This is a genomic window from Clostridium beijerinckii HUN142 (assembly GCF_000621745.1).
Classification (GTDB): Bacteria; Bacillota; Clostridia; order Clostridiales; family Clostridiaceae; genus Clostridium; species Clostridium beijerinckii_A.
In genome coordinates this window covers 147,650-162,746 of record NZ_JHXK01000013.1, presented here as the reverse complement: position 1 = coordinate 162,746, position 15,097 = coordinate 147,650, and the positions used below count along the sequence as shown (strand labels likewise).

General features: G+C 29.2%; 21 protein-coding genes. All 21 read right to left on the bottom strand.

What is annotated here, in order from left to right:
- Positions 1 to 5: 5 nt before the first annotated feature.
- The 21 genes from T483_RS0108565 to T483_RS0108465 all read right to left on the bottom strand — a co-directional run bounded on the left by T483_RS0108565 (position 6) and on the right by T483_RS0108465 (position 15,037).
- Positions 6 to 815, bottom strand: coding sequence for a TlyA family RNA methyltransferase (locus tag T483_RS0108565; protein WP_026886486.1), 810 nt, complete (start codon positions 813 to 815; stop codon positions 6 to 8).
- A 12-nt stretch (positions 816 to 827) separates the two neighbouring features.
- Entirely contained in the window at positions 828 to 2,684 is a 1,857-nt protein-coding gene (gene dxs, locus T483_RS0108560) for a 1-deoxy-D-xylulose-5-phosphate synthase (protein ID WP_026886485.1), read from the bottom strand.
- Positions 2,685 to 2,701: 17 nt separating this feature from the next.
- Positions 2,702 to 3,571 carry a polyprenyl synthetase family protein gene (locus tag T483_RS0108555; protein ID WP_026886484.1) on the bottom strand — a complete coding sequence of 290 codons (870 nt, stop codon included), beginning with the start codon at positions 3,569 to 3,571 and terminating at the stop codon, positions 2,702 to 2,704.
- A complete protein-coding gene (locus tag T483_RS0108550; RefSeq protein WP_026886483.1) occupies positions 3,558 to 3,782 on the bottom strand; it encodes an exodeoxyribonuclease VII small subunit in 225 nt (74 codons plus the stop codon). The genes T483_RS0108555 and T483_RS0108550 overlap by 14 nt, the downstream gene beginning before the upstream one ends.
- 12 nt (positions 3,783 to 3,794) lie before the next feature.
- The gene (gene xseA / locus T483_RS0108545; RefSeq protein ID WP_026886482.1) at positions 3,795 to 4,994 is read right to left on the bottom strand and encodes an exodeoxyribonuclease VII large subunit; all 1,200 of its coding nucleotides are present in this window, start codon (positions 4,992 to 4,994) and stop codon (positions 3,795 to 3,797) included.
- Positions 4,984 to 5,832 (bottom strand): bifunctional methylenetetrahydrofolate dehydrogenase/methenyltetrahydrofolate cyclohydrolase, encoded by an 849-nt coding sequence (locus tag T483_RS0108540; protein WP_026886481.1) that lies wholly within the window; start codon positions 5,830 to 5,832, stop codon positions 4,984 to 4,986. Before T483_RS0108540 ends, xseA begins: the two co-directional genes overlap by 11 nt.
- Positions 5,833 to 5,962: 130 nt before the next feature.
- Positions 5,963 to 6,364, bottom strand: a complete 402-nt coding sequence (nusB, locus tag T483_RS0108535) for a transcription antitermination factor NusB (RefSeq protein ID WP_026886480.1) — start codon at positions 6,362 to 6,364, stop codon at positions 5,963 to 5,965.
- Positions 6,365 to 6,495: 131 nt separating this feature from the next.
- Entirely contained in the window at positions 6,496 to 6,876 is a 381-nt protein-coding gene (locus tag T483_RS0108530; RefSeq protein ID WP_026886479.1) for an Asp23/Gls24 family envelope stress response protein, read from the bottom strand.
- A gap of 101 nt (positions 6,877 to 6,977) precedes the next feature.
- Positions 6,978 to 7,493 carry a SpoIIIAH-like family protein gene (locus tag T483_RS0108525; protein WP_011969023.1) on the bottom strand — a complete coding sequence of 172 codons (516 nt, stop codon included), beginning with the start codon at positions 7,491 to 7,493 and terminating at the stop codon, positions 6,978 to 6,980.
- Between the two features lie 39 nt (positions 7,494 to 7,532).
- Positions 7,533 to 8,153 carry a stage III sporulation protein AG gene (gene spoIIIAG / locus T483_RS0108520; protein ID WP_026886478.1) on the bottom strand — a complete coding sequence of 207 codons (621 nt, stop codon included), beginning with the start codon at positions 8,151 to 8,153 and terminating at the stop codon, positions 7,533 to 7,535.
- 11 nt (positions 8,154 to 8,164) lie between these two features.
- Positions 8,165 to 8,764 (bottom strand): stage III sporulation protein AF, encoded by a 600-nt coding sequence (locus T483_RS0108515; protein ID WP_035790075.1) that lies wholly within the window; start codon positions 8,762 to 8,764, stop codon positions 8,165 to 8,167.
- Between the two features lie 6 nt (positions 8,765 to 8,770).
- On the bottom strand, positions 8,771 to 10,060 hold the full coding sequence (spoIIIAE, locus tag T483_RS0108510; RefSeq protein ID WP_026886476.1) for a stage III sporulation protein AE: 1,290 nt from the start codon (positions 10,058 to 10,060) through the stop codon (positions 8,771 to 8,773).
- 10 nt (positions 10,061 to 10,070) lie between these two features.
- Positions 10,071 to 10,454 carry a stage III sporulation protein AD gene (spoIIIAD, locus tag T483_RS0108505; RefSeq protein WP_026886475.1) on the bottom strand — a complete coding sequence of 128 codons (384 nt, stop codon included), beginning with the start codon at positions 10,452 to 10,454 and terminating at the stop codon, positions 10,071 to 10,073.
- A gap of 11 nt (positions 10,455 to 10,465) precedes the next feature.
- A complete protein-coding gene (spoIIIAC, locus tag T483_RS0108500; RefSeq protein ID WP_011969018.1) occupies positions 10,466 to 10,663 on the bottom strand; it encodes a stage III sporulation protein AC in 198 nt (65 codons plus the stop codon).
- A 69-nt stretch (positions 10,664 to 10,732) separates the two neighbouring features.
- The gene (gene spoIIIAB / locus T483_RS0108495) at positions 10,733 to 11,251 is read right to left on the bottom strand and encodes a stage III sporulation protein SpoIIIAB (protein ID WP_026886474.1); all 519 of its coding nucleotides are present in this window, start codon (positions 11,249 to 11,251) and stop codon (positions 10,733 to 10,735) included.
- On the bottom strand, positions 11,239 to 12,159 hold the full coding sequence (gene spoIIIAA, locus T483_RS0108490; RefSeq protein ID WP_026886473.1) for a stage III sporulation protein AA: 921 nt from the start codon (positions 12,157 to 12,159) through the stop codon (positions 11,239 to 11,241). The genes spoIIIAB and spoIIIAA overlap by 13 nt, the downstream gene beginning before the upstream one ends.
- 156 nt (positions 12,160 to 12,315) lie before the next feature.
- Positions 12,316 to 12,681: a CD1247 N-terminal domain-containing protein gene (locus T483_RS0108485; RefSeq protein ID WP_026886472.1), complete on the bottom strand. Its 366-nt coding sequence runs from the start codon at positions 12,679 to 12,681 to the stop codon at positions 12,316 to 12,318.
- A gap of 91 nt (positions 12,682 to 12,772) precedes the next feature.
- Positions 12,773 to 13,330: an elongation factor P gene (efp, locus tag T483_RS0108480; protein WP_026886471.1), complete on the bottom strand. Its 558-nt coding sequence runs from the start codon at positions 13,328 to 13,330 to the stop codon at positions 12,773 to 12,775.
- Between the two features lie 319 nt (positions 13,331 to 13,649).
- Positions 13,650 to 14,018, bottom strand: a complete 369-nt coding sequence (locus tag T483_RS0108475; protein WP_026886470.1) for a hypothetical protein — start codon at positions 14,016 to 14,018, stop codon at positions 13,650 to 13,652.
- On the bottom strand, positions 14,011 to 14,421 hold the full coding sequence (locus tag T483_RS0108470; RefSeq protein WP_026886469.1) for a hypothetical protein: 411 nt from the start codon (positions 14,419 to 14,421) through the stop codon (positions 14,011 to 14,013). Before T483_RS0108470 ends, T483_RS0108475 begins: the two co-directional genes overlap by 8 nt.
- On the bottom strand, positions 14,372 to 15,037 hold the full coding sequence (locus tag T483_RS0108465) for a hypothetical protein (RefSeq protein ID WP_026886468.1): 666 nt from the start codon (positions 15,035 to 15,037) through the stop codon (positions 14,372 to 14,374). Before T483_RS0108465 ends, T483_RS0108470 begins: the two co-directional genes overlap by 50 nt.
- Positions 15,038 to 15,097: the final 60 nt, after the last annotated feature.

The window sequence follows — 15,097 nt, the reverse complement described above, 5'->3', positions numbered from 1 at the left end:
GGAAGTTAAATTTCTATGTGTGAATTTTCAACAACTTCATCTATATCTTCTTTTTCAAAGTCACTCTTTTCATTTTTATCCTTTGTAAAATACACCAAATATTCTCTATTTCCTTCTGGTCCTTTAATAGGAGAAAAACTCACACCCAAAACATTTAAGTTTTGTTGTACTAGAAAATCTATAATATCATGAACTACCTCTTTATGTGTACTTATCTCCCTTACAACACCTTTTTTACCTACTTTTTCACGCCCAGCTTCAAATTGAGGTTTTATGAGTGCAACAACTTTTCCATCATCTTTTAGTAAATTTATAGTTGCAGGCATTATTTTTTTTAGTGATATAAAAGATACATCTATAGATGCAAAGTCTAAGGGTTCCCCTATATCTTCTAATGTAACATATCTTATGTTAGTTCTTTCCATGCAAACTACTCTTTCATCAGTTCTGAGTTTCCATGCAAACTGTCCATACCCAACATCTACAGAAAACACTTTAGAAGCACCATTTTGAAGCATGCAGTCAGTAAATCCTCCTGTAGATGCACCTATATCCATGCATACTTTATTTTCTAATGAAATATTATAAGTTTTCATTGCTTTTTCTAGTTTAAGTCCACCTCTGCTAACATACTTAAGCTTCTCTCCTCTATATTCAATATTAGCACTAGAACTTACTTTCTCTCCAGCCTTATCTACTTTTTGCCCATCAACATAAACTTTTCCTTCCATTATACAAGCTTTTGCTTTTTCTCTAGAGATAATTATGCCCTTTTCTACTAAAAGTAAATCAAGTCTTTCTTTTTTTTCCGCCATTTGTTTCTCCTTTTAATCATAAAGCTTCATAATAACCTTGCTTATATTCTCGTAATCTAATTTATATGTTTTGTATAAGATTTCCACATTCCCCTGAGGAATAAATTCATCATCATATCCAAGTGATCTAACAGTTCCTTTATAATCTATTTCACTCAAATAATCTTTTACGGCAGAACCTAATCCACCCTTTAAAATGTTGTCCTCTATCGTTAAAATATTATATCCCTCTTTTTTAATATTTTCTAGTAATTTTTTATCAATCGGTTTAACAAATGTTGCATTAATAACTGTTGGATTTAGCCCCTTTTCATATAAGATGTCTTTTGCAAGCATTGCATGTTGAACCATCCTGCCAGTTGAAATAATACATACCTTAGAACCTCTATTTAATATTTCCCATTGTCCTTCTACAACCTCTTTAATTGGTGAAAGAGTATCAATTATGTTTCCTCCCTTTGGATATCTTATTGCAACTGGTGCATTTTTGTTAATTGCCCACTTTAATAAAATATCAACTTCCTCTAAACATTTTGGTACAACTATATGTATATTAGGGATCATAGATAAGTAAGATAAGTCATTGATACCTTGATGAGTTTCACCATCTTCACCAACTATCCCTGCTCTATCTATCGCAAATACTACAGGAAGATTTTGAATACAAACATCATGCAATACTTGATCAAACGCCCTTTGTAGAAACGTCGAATAAACTGCAAAAACTGGTTTTAAACCGTTACTTGCCATTCCTGCCGCAAGAGTAACTGCATGTTCCTCTGCTATTCCTACATCAAAGAACCTATCTCTAAATTTCTGTGAAAAGCACTTAAGTCCTGTACCCTCAGGCATAGCTGCTGTAATTGCAACTATTTTTTCATCTTGTGCACCAAGATTTGTTAGTGCCTTTCCAAATGCCTTTGAATAACTATTCTTCGGTGACACATTTGACTCACCGCTCTCTAAATTGAAAGCACCTACCGCATGGTACTTACTTGGGCTTTCTTCTGCTAGTGCATATCCTTTTCCTTTTTGAGTTAAAATATGTATTATTACGGGTTCGTTTATCTCTTTTGCTTTTATAAACACCTCTGTCATTGCATCTATATCATGACCATCAATTGGGCCAATATATTTTACGCCCATGTTTTCAAAGAACATAGATGGAACTATTAATTGTTTTATGCTATCTTTAACTTTAGATATTTTTCCTGCTATATTTTTACCTAGATTTGAATTATCTAAAGATGCATGAATATCAGTTTTTAACTTATTATATACTGGAGCTATCCTAAGTTTATTTAAATATCGCGATAATCCTCCAACATTTGTTGAAATTGACATTTGGTTATCATTTAATATAATGATTAATTTTGTTTTTCTAAACCCAACATCATTTAGAGCCTCGATTGCCATTCCACCCGTTAGCGCACCATCACCTATAACTGAAATAACATTATATTTTTCTTTCTTTAAATCTCTCGCCCGTGCAATTCCAAGTGCTGCTGATATTGAAGTACTACTATGACCTGTATCAAAATAATCATATTTACTTTCATTTCTCTTCGGAAAGCCACTTATTCCATCGTATTTCCTAAGCTTTTTAAATCCTTCTTTTCTTCCAGTCAAAATTTTGTAAACATAACTTTGATGTCCTACATCCCATACTATTTTATCATTATCAAAGCTAAAAGCTTTAAATAAACTTAATGTTAATTCAACAACTCCTAAATTAGATGCTAAATGACCACCAGTTTTAGAAACACTATCTATCAAAAACTTTCTAATCTCACTACTTAAAACTTCATAATCTTCTTCATTAAGCTTTTTTAAATCTTCTGGAAAATTCAATTTATCCAGTAAGTTCATAACAATCATTCCCTCTATTAATTTTCTCTATTTAAAAGAATATATGTAAGTTCAACTAAACACTCTGAATTAACACTTAAACTTTTAAGAATAAATATGCATTCTTCCGTTAAAGTTTCACATAATTCCCTGCACTTATCTAATCCAAAAACCGATATAAAATTTGTTTTATTATGTTCCTCATCAGTATGTATATTTTTACCTAATACGTTGCTATCTCCAATAACATCTAATATATCATCTTTTATCTGAAAAACGAGTCCTAGCTTTTCTCCATATTCTCTTAATAATTTCAAATCATTCTCTGGAGCTTCAGCTAAAATTGCTCCTGAAACTATTGCTGCTCTAATAAGTGCACCTGTTTTTTTTGCATGCATATATTCCAATTCATCTTTCGATATTTTCTTTCCTTCCGAGATAATATCTACTACTTGACCTCCTATCATGCCTTCTGCACCTGCCGCAATCGCTATCTCATATGCTGCTCTTAAAGCATTGTTTTCATTTTTCAGCGCATAATCCATCATTATTATCATCGCTTCATTTAATAGAGCATCTCCTGCAAGAACTGCAATATTTTCCTGAAACTTAATATGATTTGTAGGTTTTCCTCTTCTTAAATCGTCATTATCCATACAAGGAAGGTCATCGTGAATTAATGAGTATGTATGAATCATTTCCATTGCAACTGCCATTGGCATAACTTTTTTGTAATCTTCTTTATATATATAATAGGTTAACGAAAGCAGTATTGGCCGTATTCTTTTCCCCCCTATATTTAAACTATAACTACACGAATCATATATTATTCTATTAAAACTTCCTTTTTTACTAAAGTAATTTTCCAAATATTCGTTTATATCTTTTTTTAAATTATTTATCTCCATAATCTTCACTAAACTCCAATTCTTTATCATCTTTAATTATAGAAATTTTAGCTTCATAGGAATCTAAAACCTTATAAATCTTATTTACAAGTTTGACGCCTTCTTCATAAGATTTCATTGATTCCTCAAGATTCAATTCATCAGTTTCTAAATTGCTTAATATATCCTGAAGTTTAGTTAACATTTCTTCATAACTTTCTTTTTTAGCCATATCTTAAACTCCTTATTTTGATGGTATAAACTTTCCTTCGATATTCCCATCTTTAAGAATAACTTCTATATTTTTATTTTCATTTAGCTGTTCTTTCGATGTAATAATATTATTTTCATCATCTTTTATTATAGCATATCCTTTTGAAATTACCTTAATTGGATTGTGTGCAAAAAGTAAATTATTTAAATTTTCTACTTTGTTCTTTTCTCCTTTAATTTTGGTTCTTATTACAAAATTCAGCCTATCCTGTAATCTATCTACTTCTAAATATGAATTAGATATTTTAGTTATTGGAGAATGAACGTTTAAAATCCTTTGAGCTCCTGACAAATTATTTCTGCACGCACTTAATTTATCACCTATATGCCTATCTAGATTTTTTGAAATCTCTACTATCCTATCTTTTATATTATCACTAATAGGAACAGCAATCTCAGCCCCTTGGGAAGGCGTTGCAGCTCTAACATCTGCTACAAAATCACAAATCGTAAAATCTATTTCATGTCCTACTGCTGAAATTATAGGTATCTTTGAGTTAAAAATTGCCTTAGCTAATTCCTCTTCATTAAAATTCCACAATTCCTCGATAGAACCTCCGCCTCTGCCTACTATCATTACGTCTACTGATTTCTTTTTGTTAAAATAACTAATTCCAGAAATGATATCCTTGTAAGCACCTGCTCCTTGTACTTTTGCTGGATATAGCACAATATCTACCAAACTACTTCTTCTGGTTGAAACATTTATAATATCTCTTATAGCCGCTCCTGTTGGTGATGTTACTACTCCTATTCTCTGTGGATACTTTGGTAATTTCTTTTTATATGTTTCATCAAAATATCCTTCTCTAGATAGTTTTTCTTTTAGTTTCTCGAATTTAATAAATAAATCGCCCAAACCCTCTTTTCTTATTTCATCACAATAAAGTTGAAAACTTCCAGTCGCAGGGTATATTGACGCCCTCCCCTTAATAACGACCTCCATTCCTTCTTCTAATGAAAAATCTAGCAATACTGCATTACCTTTAAACATAACGCAATTTATCCTGCCATTACTATCTTTAAGTGTAAAGTAAATATGACCACTGCTATGATACTTCAAATTAGAAATCTCCCCTTTTACAGAGAGATTACTTAAGATAAAGTCATTGTCTAACATTCTTTTTATATAATTTGTTACCTCTGAAACAGTTAAAGTCTTAATATTCATTTTCCTTTAAAGCCTCACATACGTTTTTTATTAATAGAGTTGTTGTTAACGATCCAACTCCACCTGGAACTGGAGTTAGGTTTCTACATTTATCTATTACTTTATCAAAATCTACGTCTCCTGTTATTTTGCCTTCAAAAGATGATGTTCCAACATCTATTACAATGGCATTTTCATTTATGTAAGTTTCATCAATAAATTTTGGTCTTCCTATAGCTACTACTAAAATATCTGCACTCTTGCAGACTTCTCTTAGGTTTTTAGTTTTTGAATGACAAATTGTAACTGTTGCATTTTCATTCAATAAAAGCTGAGCTACTGGTTTTCCGACTATATTGCTTCTTCCAAGAACTACAACATTCTTCCCTACAATATCTATGTTTAAACTTTTAATTAGTGTAATTACTGAATTAGGCGTACAAGGTAAAAACTTTGGCTCTCCCATATACAATTTTCCTTGACTCTCAAAAGTAAGACAATCAATATCCTTGTTAGGAGATATTTGTTTAATAATTTTCTTTTCATCAAAATTATTCGGAAGTGGTAATTGTAGAATAATTCCATGAATATCATCGTCTTCATTTAACTTATGTATTTCAGCTATAACCTCTTCTTCATTGCAAGTTTCTGGTAAAGTTAACTTTAAAAACTCAACTCCAAGGGAATTAGCTACTTTCTCTTGACTCCCGATATAATAAATAGATCCACCATCATTTCCAATTAATATTGATGCAATTTTAGGAACTTTAAGATTTTTTTCTTTTCTACTATTAACGTACTTTTTTATTTCTTCTTTCACTTTTAATGCTACTTCTTTACCATTAATAATTTGCCCCATTTTATCATTCTACCTACTTTCACTTTATAATCCATCTGTTTTATATAATTTTAAGTATCTTTATTCCAAATATTCTAAACGTAAGGAAATTATAAACCATGTGTATTTAAAAGGTATTATTATATTAAAATTAGTCCTGTTTAATCTTATCTAGCACTCCGTTGATAAACGATACACTTTTTTCATCTGAATATCTTCTTGTAATTTCTAATGCTTCGTTAATGGCAACTCCTCTTGGTACTTCCTTATCATATAATAACTCGTATGTTGCAATTCTTAAAATACTTAAATTAACTTTTGATATTCTTTCAATTTTCCAATTATGTAAATTATCTTGTATCATTTTGTCAATTACTTCTTTATTGTTATTTACACCAATTAACACTTGTTTTACATATGTTAAGTCAATCTCTTTTATATCCCCTTCATAATTCTCCACAAATGCTTCTACTACCTCTTCCATTGTATCCTTGCTTAAAGTCATTCCAAATAGTAACTCCATAGCCTTTTCTCTTGATAACTTTCTATTCATATATTCCTCCTAAATATGTATCATAGTTAATTATGTACATTTATCATTATACACACTTTTGCTTTCTTTTAAACCTTGGTTAATTTCAGCATAGAAACACCCTCTGAAAGCTTCAGAGGGTGAAAATCAAATTAGTTAGATTCACTTTCTTCCTTTTTTGATAAATAAATATTCTGAACATAGATATTAACCGCTTCAACATATAATCCTGTCATAGCTTCCACAGTTTTCTTAACATTATCTTGCACCTGAGGTACAACTTCCATTATCTTCTTCCCATATTCAACTGATACGTTCATATCTATAATTGCTTTATCCTCTTCTAGCGTAACTTTACTTGCTTTAGCGGTGTTCTTTTTACCTTTAAATATGTTTGTTAAGTTGTTTGCAACACCCATTTGAGCATCTAATATTCCATCAATCTCCTGAGCAGCAATTCCCGCAATAACGCTTACTACCTCATCAGAAATTTTAACTACTCCGATATTTTCTTCTCTAACTAAATCTTCCATGTTACTTTAACCTCCTAGGTTTTGTGATAACAAAACATGATAATCTTGTGTTCATTATATCAAATATAATTTAACATTACAAATATATTATGGTTTTTATACTATTTTTGTACTTGTATTATTACGTCTTTAATTTTTGATATCTCTTGAACTATTTCTTGTATAGCTACAGTTTCACTTTCTTGAAGTTCATTAGGTGATTTAACTATTACAGTTGCTTTATCTGATTGTAACATACATAAAGCATCTTCATAACCTTTATTTTTGATACTTAATTCTATTCTTCCTTCACTATCTTTTGTCATTGTTTTTTGTGTTAACTCTTTTGTTGCTTGATCCTTTTGTTCTTTTGATGTATTTGCATCTGAAATTATTGAATTTAAAGTTTGTATTGTAGTTGAATCCTGTTGATCTCTTTCGCTTCGCGCATCATAAAAATAATTTTGTTGACTTAAAGCCTGTGTATCTTGTTCAGTCTTTGATTGATCCGTAGATAAAACCTGGCTTAAATCTGTCGGATCGTTTAGCCCTCCATTATTAAGTTTTGCTGCTAGCATTCCTACACATAATATTAATGCTAATAATGTAAATATAATCCCACATTGTTTCTTTGTCATAATATTCATCCTCCCATTCTTTTTCTATAAAATTATATGCTACTTCTTCATGCTATATACATTAACCTTATCTAAACTTAAGTTATATAGTTTTGACACAGCCTGTTCTATTCCATATTTTATCTTGCTATTGTCAGCACCTTCTGCAAGTATTATTATCCCAGTGATTTTAGGCTTATAGGTTTTTAAAATAAATGGTTCATTATTCCCATCAGATGTTGTCATTACAGTTTTTGACGCATCTGTGTCTTGATTTGTAACTCTTTTTCCACCCTCGGTATCATTTTCCTCTGTAGTTGACTTTTGATTATTCTTATCATATGCTGGAACTTTTTCTCCTCCATTTTCAAAGGACATCATTACTTCAACATCACCAACTCCATTCATTTTCTTTAATATGTTTTTTAAGTCACTTTTTTGTTTTTCCTCATAATTTTTTTCATCTGTTTCATTATTTATTTTAGTATCATCTACATTCTCCGCATTTGTTTTAGCTGCGGTAGATGATAGTTTATTGCTGTTGAAATTATTATTACCAGACGAAAATACATTCATAGCAATCAGAATAAATACCAGTATTATACATACTGCTATAAGATTCTTCATCTTTTTTTGCTCTAGTATTTTACTAAATTCTTTTTTAAATTTATCTTTATCCATATTTATACCTCCTACTCCTCTAATCCATATACTTCTATTTTCTCCTTTGGAATATTTAATTCATTGCTTATAAAATCAGCTATTTCAGTGTATTCTACATTTTTTTCTCCGTTATTTTCATTCACATCTTTATTTATTGCTATTTTTTTTATTTTGTTTATTTTACTACTACTTACACCTATCCTTAGTTTTTTTACATTTATAGCTACCTTACTAAAGTCCACATCACAATCAACTTCACTCTTAAAATTCATATCATTAAATTTATTTTTTAGAATATTATCACAATTCTTATTAAAATTGGCTACAAATGCTTTTTTTCTCTCATTATCTATATTACTTCTGCTTAATGTATTTACGCTGTCAAAATTAGCTGTATCATTATCTTTTGAAAATACTTGCTCATAATTCTTAATAACATCTGTAAAGTTTTTCTCTCCGCCTTCTATAAACTGCAAAATTGGATTTAATATGATTGTTATTAATATTAATCCCAAGACAAATTTTATATATTTCTTCATTTTGCTTGGAGCAATAATCTCTACAGCGCTCATAAAAATAAGAACAGTCACAAGTGTCATTACAAATTTTTTTAAAGTTTCCATAAACATAATATTTTATCCTCCAACTATAAACCTACCAGTGGATGCCATGATACCTATTAGTATAAAAAACATAAAGCTTACAGTTAGCACACATGAGATTATAAGCATCATAGAACTTCCCGCTGCCTCCAATGACTTAGTTATTCTTGAATCACTTATTGGTTCTATTAATGCCGCTGACAATTTATATATAAACTCAATAAGAACTAACTTAATAATAGGATGCAGAAGAATTAAAATAATTATAACTAACCCTATTGAACTTATAGCGTTTTTTATTATAAGCGAATATCCAGCAACAGAAGTAATTGCATCCGAAAAAGCTTTTCCAACAATAGGAATAAAGTTATCTACAGCGAATTTTGCCGTCTTTAGTGTTACTGCATCAATAGTAGTTGATGTAATTCCTCGAATCGTTAATAATCCTATAAAAATTGTTACTATGATTCCTTGGATCCATATAATAATCTGCTTAAACAACTTACACAGATTATTTATTTTATGTTCCGCTGATATATTATTAGCAAACTCTAGTACAAAACCCATTAAGATCATTGGAATTATTACATTAGAATAAACTTTAGGTATAAATACAACCGCACCAAGTACTATAGGGTCTAATGTAGTAGCTGCTGCTATTCCTCCAGCAAGAGAAATCATCGTCACAAGAATAGGGAGAAGCGCACTCATGAAATCTGAAATATTATTTATTACATCTTTAGCAACTGAAATTGAAATTATAAAACTCTTTGATAACACCATTATTATTAGGGCATAACATGCATAAAATGCAACTTGGGATATGCTTTCATCTGAAAATGCATCTTGTAAATTTTTTAGTAGTGAACATATTATTGCTATTGTAACTATTGATACTACTAAAGATAATACACTTTTCACTTCCTTAAATATTATGCTTAATACTGCCTTTAGAAGTGTGTCAAGTGAAAGATTCCCTTTACCTTCTTTAATATAAGTTTTTACATATTCAACTGGATTTAAATTGTTCATGAGCTCAACATCTGTTTTCATTTTACTTATATACTCATATAGCGAATTAATTTCTTCCTTTGCACTTCCCCCTAACTCATCTATGTTAACTTCATTTTCAGAAGATTGTTTACTTTTGCTCTTATCATAAAAGTTTGTGTTATTGCTTGTCTCCATATTAGTTTTATTATTTATTTCTGCTGCATGAATAGTTGCCGATTTAATAAAAGAACAATCTGGTACAACTGAAATAAATATATTAATCATAAGACTCATTAATAATATAAACGTAACTCTTTTTATCATCTTCATATATAAACACCTACATTATCTGCAATATAGAATTTAATACTGCCATAAGTATCGGAATTGCTAGCACTAAAATCATTATTTTACCTGATAAATCTATTTGAGTTGCAAGACTATCTGCATTAGCATCCTTGCATAATGCGCTTGAAAATGATGCGATATATGCTATTGCCAAAATCTTGAGCACAATTCCAATATAAACCATATCAATATTAGCTTTATCTGCTATTTCTTTTACAAAGTCTATCACTTGTCTAAGTGGTTCTATCATAATAAGAAGGATTAACGCACCCGCAGTTAGAACAAGGAATGTATTTAATTCATTTCTAGATTGCTTGAATAATAGCATAATAAATAATGTTATAAACGCTATACCTACAATTTTTACTATCAACATAATCTGCATACCTACATTACAAACATAGTTTTAACAGTACTAAATAAATCTCCTATGATTGAAACTATCATAAGCAGAATTATTACAACTCCTGCGATATTTGTTATAGCTGCAATCTCACCTTTTCCACTACTAGTAAGCACCTTATCTAATACCACTAAAAGTATCCCAGCTCCTCCAATTTTAAAAAGTATAGTTATATCATGCATTTATCTTCCTCCAATCCTTATTTTATTTAGTATAATTATTTTAGCTGTTATAAATTATTTATAATGACCTCATACCATAAATATGATTATCATTGCTCCTAAACATACTCCAAGATATCTATAAAGCTTTGTGTTTTTCTTTGCACTTTCTTCTGCGTCACTTAGATTTATTTTTATTCCTTCAATCGCTAGTAAAAATATCTTCTCTTGTCCATAAACTCCAGACTCTCCAAGTGATTTAAAAAAATCTGACATTATCTTTCTGTCATCATGTTCTAGATAAAATTCATTTTCCAATAGTTCAAACTCCTCTAATGCTGCTTCATATACGCTTTCTACATCTCCTTTTACCAACCTATTAACTACAGATTCAATAAAATTACTTAGAGGCTTGCATACTTTATGCGAGAGATTTCCTAAGGCTTCTGGCAAAGGCGTTGTTCCATACACTATATCATTCTCAAGAATTGTTAAGGATTTTAATATTTCTTTAAGCTGCTCCTGTCTTTTCTTGAAAGTTTCTCCATATGCAAATCCTATATATGTGCTTATAATGAATATACATACTATAAGAATTAATTTAAGCACATGTTCTCACCTCCTTTTATGCTATACACATTTTCAATTGTTCCAATGCCGTTTCTGTTGCTTAAAATTATTACTCTTTCCAAAATCTCGTTATCTAACAAATCACAAAGAACTCTTCTCTTATATAAGTCTTCTATCGTAAAACCATGGATTGTTGTTATTATATTTACTCCAGAATTAAATGCCATAATAAGAGCTTCTATATCCCCCCTAGTCCCTATTTCATCACAAATTAGTACTTCTGGCGAAAGACTTCTAATTGCCATAATTAACCCTTCCCTTTTCAAACAGTTATCCAAGACATCTGTTCTTATTCCTAAATCGCTTTGAGGAATTCCAAAATAGCAGGCTCCTATTTCACTTCTTTCGTCTATCACCGCAACCTTCTTGCCAGCAATCCCCAAAGATGGCATTCCACTTGATATATTTCTAGCTATGTCTCGTAAAATTGTTGTCTTTCCACATTTAGGTGGAGAAATTATTATGGTATTATAAACTTTATATGCTGATACAATGTATTTCATAACCTTATTTGAACATCCAATTACTTCTCTGCAAATTCTTATATTTACGGATGAAATATTTCGTATAGTCTTTACTTCACCCTTTTCCATTACACATTCACCGGCTATGCCAATCCTATGCCCACCCTTAATTGTTATAAATCCTTGCCTTATATCTTCTTCATACGCATATAATGAGTAATTAGAAATCTTTTGCATAATACTTTTCATATCTTCCTTTGTAGAAATATAATTAATAATACTTTCTCCATGTTTTGAGTAAACCAAAATTGGTTTTCCGATTTTAATTCTAATCTCATATACCTGCTCTTTATTAAGCCTATCCTTAAGTAAACTACCTATTTTACTGGGGAAAATACCTATTATCTCTTCTTCACCAATCAAAATTCCACTTCCTCCTCCATCGTTCTCTTAATTAATTAATATTTAATATATATCAGAAATATTACTGAATTATAATAAAAATATGTAAATTAAAAAAATGGCTATCTTAAATTTAACTTTAAGATAGCCATTTTTATTTATATATCTAATGATTAATTATCCTTTAATATTCTTTTTACAATAAGGACATGGAATTTCTTCGTTATTGCTTAGGGTAGATTGTTCAATAAAAATTGGTTTATTACAATGAATACAGTTTATTTCTGTATATTCATCTTCCATATCATTTAATTCATCTATAGACACCTCTTCAAATAGTTCATCTTGAATATTTGATAAATCATCATCCATAAATCTAATATTTTCTTCCAATGTTTCTTGATTTACAGTTAACTCTTCTATTTTTTGATTCATAACTTCTAAAATAGAGAATACATTATCAAAACATTCTTTATATTCCTTACTTTCTATTTTAGATAAATTCTTTTTTAAAGCTTCAATCTCTTTGCTAAGCTCTTCCATATCTTTTCACTTCCTTCTCTTTATTTGTAAAAAATGTTGCGATTAAATATAAAATAAAGTTGCTAAGCTTCTCGCTTAGCAACTATATAGTTTAAACTCTTTCCATATATTCGCCAGTTCTAGTGTCTACTCTTATAACATCACCTTCATTAACAAACATAGGAACATTAACTATCGCACCTGTTTCAAGTGTTGCTGGTTTCATTGCATTAGTAGTAGTATTTCCTTTAACGCCTGGTTCAGATTGTGTTATTAATAATTCAACAAAGTTTGGAGCTTCTACTGAGAAGGCATCCCCTTTAAAGAATTTTATTGTTGCAAACATATTTTCTTTTAAGAATTTTATTGCATCTTCAACTTTTTCATGATTTAAAGGAATTTGTTCGTATGTTTCTTGATCCATGAAGTAATATAATTCTCCATCTGAATAAAGATATTGCATTTCTTTTCTTTCTATTACTGCTTCTTGTAATTTTGTAGTTGGGTTAAATGTTGTATCTGTAACTCCACCTGAAATTACGTTTCTAAGTTTAGTTCTTACGAATGCTGCTCCTTTACCTGGTTTAACATGTAAAAATTCTACTACTGTAAATACTTGTCCATCCAGTTCAAACGTTGTTCCTTTTCTTATATCTCCTGCTGTTATCATTAAAGATCCCTCCAAATTTATAAAATAAGACATATAATAAATAACACCTCTAAGATGTTCTGTATTCTTTGTATAATTAATAAAGAACATTACATCATAGCAATATACTATTTAGTTAATATATTACTTTAATATGATACAAAACAGATTATCATGATGACTTGTTATTTTTTGAATATGCCTAATTACCGCGTAACTTCTTTCAAATATTAAGCTAATATACTTAATCGTTGACATAACACTCATATTTTATCAAAAGACAATGATAATTGCAATCTTTCTGATTATTTTCCAGAAAATTTTATAATTTTATAACCTTTTAAGCACTTTCCTTAGTACTTATATCTAATATAATAGAGGCTTCGTTCTTATTTTTATCTATAATATAATTATTCACATTATAATTTTTCAATTTAAGCAACTCATTTAATAAATCATCCTTATTTCCGGATATTTTTATTTTCACATGCCATTTACCGTCTTTTTCATTAGCAGAAATAATATTTTTCTCCGTTAGGCAATCTAACTCTCTGTCAATTTGTTTTAAAGTTTTATGATCGTAAAATTTATTTTGAGGATTGTATACTTTAATATTGTTAGCCTTTTTTATATTATTTATACATATTATTTGTGCAAAAGCTAATATTATCATTATGCTTAAAATTATATGTTTAAGTAATTTATTCATATAAACTTACTCCTAGTTTGTATTTTTCATTATCATTTAAATTTATATCATGTATTTCTATAAAATCATTAGAACTCAACTCGTCTATACTGCTTAAATTATTTACTATTATATCCCCACTATTATTTGTTATGTGTGCCTCTTCAATATTATCCTTCATTAAATTTTTGACCCAAATATTAATATCCTCAAACTTAATCTTATCTTCATCTACATTAATACTTCTACTTACTTTATGATCCTCTTTAGCTTCACTTATATTATGAACTACAAATGGAAACGCGATCAAATTAATAATTAAAAATAATAGTATCACCGCATTCTCTTTTCTAATTGTATTTAATTCAGCCTTATTAAAAAACTTCTCTGGAACAAAATTTTTGTTTTTCGTATATATTTTCATCTATAAATTCTCCTATATTTACTTTTTTAGCTTTAAATTTATTATTGTCTGAAATAATATCAAACGTATTGTCATCAACATATATTTCCTCTAAATTATCTTTCTTTAAAAGATTTTTCTCAACAACACATTTATTTTCAGAAATAAATCCATCATAATATGATCCATTTCTGAATGATACATAATAATAATATGTATCATATTTTATTAGCGCTCTGAAATTTCTATCATTATCCTTAACCATCTTCATCAAAACATCTCTTATCACAAACTGAATTGGCTTAATTTCTATATTTATTGCCTTCTCCACTATTTTTTCAACTCTCTTAGAACCCTTTATTGAGTATATTGAAATAATATTCCTCTTTTTCTCAAAATCATATAGTATATCTCCATTTTGAGGAAAATCATTTCTAATTTTAGAATCTACAAAGTTGCATAATTCGTGTCTCCTTACAGAATTCTCAAAATGACTCACAAATAATTCTTCCTGAAGTATTATTACCTTTATCTTTGAACTTAACAAACCACTTACTTCTCTAAATTCATTAAAATCATATTTTTTTCCATCATATGTATAATAATCTTTTTTGATAAATATTATGGATTTTTTCATTAAATACCTCTTTCATAAAATCTTAGTATAAACACTTTGTTAATTATTTACACTCTTATG

Coding starts and splice junctions, on each gene's coding strand:
- T483_RS0108565 (WP_026886486.1), bottom strand. CDS start 815: ATGGCGGAAAAAAAAGAAAGACTTGATTTACTTTTAGTAGAAAAGGGC.
- dxs (WP_026886485.1), bottom strand. CDS start 2,684: ATGAACTTACTGGATAAATTGAATTTTCCAGAAGATTTAAAAAAGCTT.
- T483_RS0108555 (WP_026886484.1), bottom strand. CDS start 3,571: ATGGAGATAAATAATTTAAAAAAAGATATAAACGAATATTTGGAAAAT.
- T483_RS0108550 (WP_026886483.1), bottom strand. CDS start 3,782: ATGGCTAAAAAAGAAAGTTATGAAGAAATGTTAACTAAACTTCAGGAT.
- xseA (WP_026886482.1), bottom strand. CDS start 4,994: ATGAATATTAAGACTTTAACTGTTTCAGAGGTAACAAATTATATAAAA.
- T483_RS0108540 (WP_026886481.1), bottom strand. CDS start 5,832: ATGGGGCAAATTATTAATGGTAAAGAAGTAGCATTAAAAGTGAAAGAA.
- nusB (WP_026886480.1), bottom strand. CDS start 6,364: ATGAATAGAAAGTTATCAAGAGAAAAGGCTATGGAGTTACTATTTGGA.
- T483_RS0108530 (WP_026886479.1), bottom strand. CDS start 6,876: ATGGAAGATTTAGTTAGAGAAGAAAATATCGGAGTAGTTAAAATTTCT.
- T483_RS0108525 (WP_011969023.1), bottom strand. CDS start 7,493: ATGACAAAGAAACAATGTGGGATTATATTTACATTATTAGCATTAATA.
- spoIIIAG (WP_026886478.1), bottom strand. CDS start 8,153: ATGGATAAAGATAAATTTAAAAAAGAATTTAGTAAAATACTAGAGCAA.
- T483_RS0108515 (WP_035790075.1), bottom strand. CDS start 8,764: ATGTTTATGGAAACTTTAAAAAAATTTGTAATGACACTTGTGACTGTT.
- spoIIIAE (WP_026886476.1), bottom strand. CDS start 10,060: ATGAAGATGATAAAAAGAGTTACGTTTATATTATTAATGAGTCTTATG.
- spoIIIAD (WP_026886475.1), bottom strand. CDS start 10,454: ATGTTGATAGTAAAAATTGTAGGTATAGCGTTTATAACATTATTTATT.
- spoIIIAC (WP_011969018.1), bottom strand. CDS start 10,663: ATGCATGATATAACTATACTTTTTAAAATTGGAGGAGCTGGGATACTT.
- T483_RS0108485 (WP_026886472.1), bottom strand. CDS start 12,681: ATGGAAGAGCTTAGCAAAGAGATTGAAGCTTTAAAAAAGAATTTATCT.
- efp (WP_026886471.1), bottom strand. CDS start 13,330: ATGATAACAGCAGGAGATATAAGAAAAGGAACAACGTTTGAACTGGAT.
- T483_RS0108475 (WP_026886470.1), bottom strand. CDS start 14,018: ATGAATAAATTACTTAAACATATAATTTTAAGCATAATGATAATATTA.
- T483_RS0108470 (WP_026886469.1), bottom strand. CDS start 14,421: ATGAAAATATATACGAAAAACAAAAATTTTGTTCCAGAGAAGTTTTTT.
- T483_RS0108465 (WP_026886468.1), bottom strand. CDS start 15,037: ATGAAAAAATCCATAATATTTATCAAAAAAGATTATTATACATATGAT.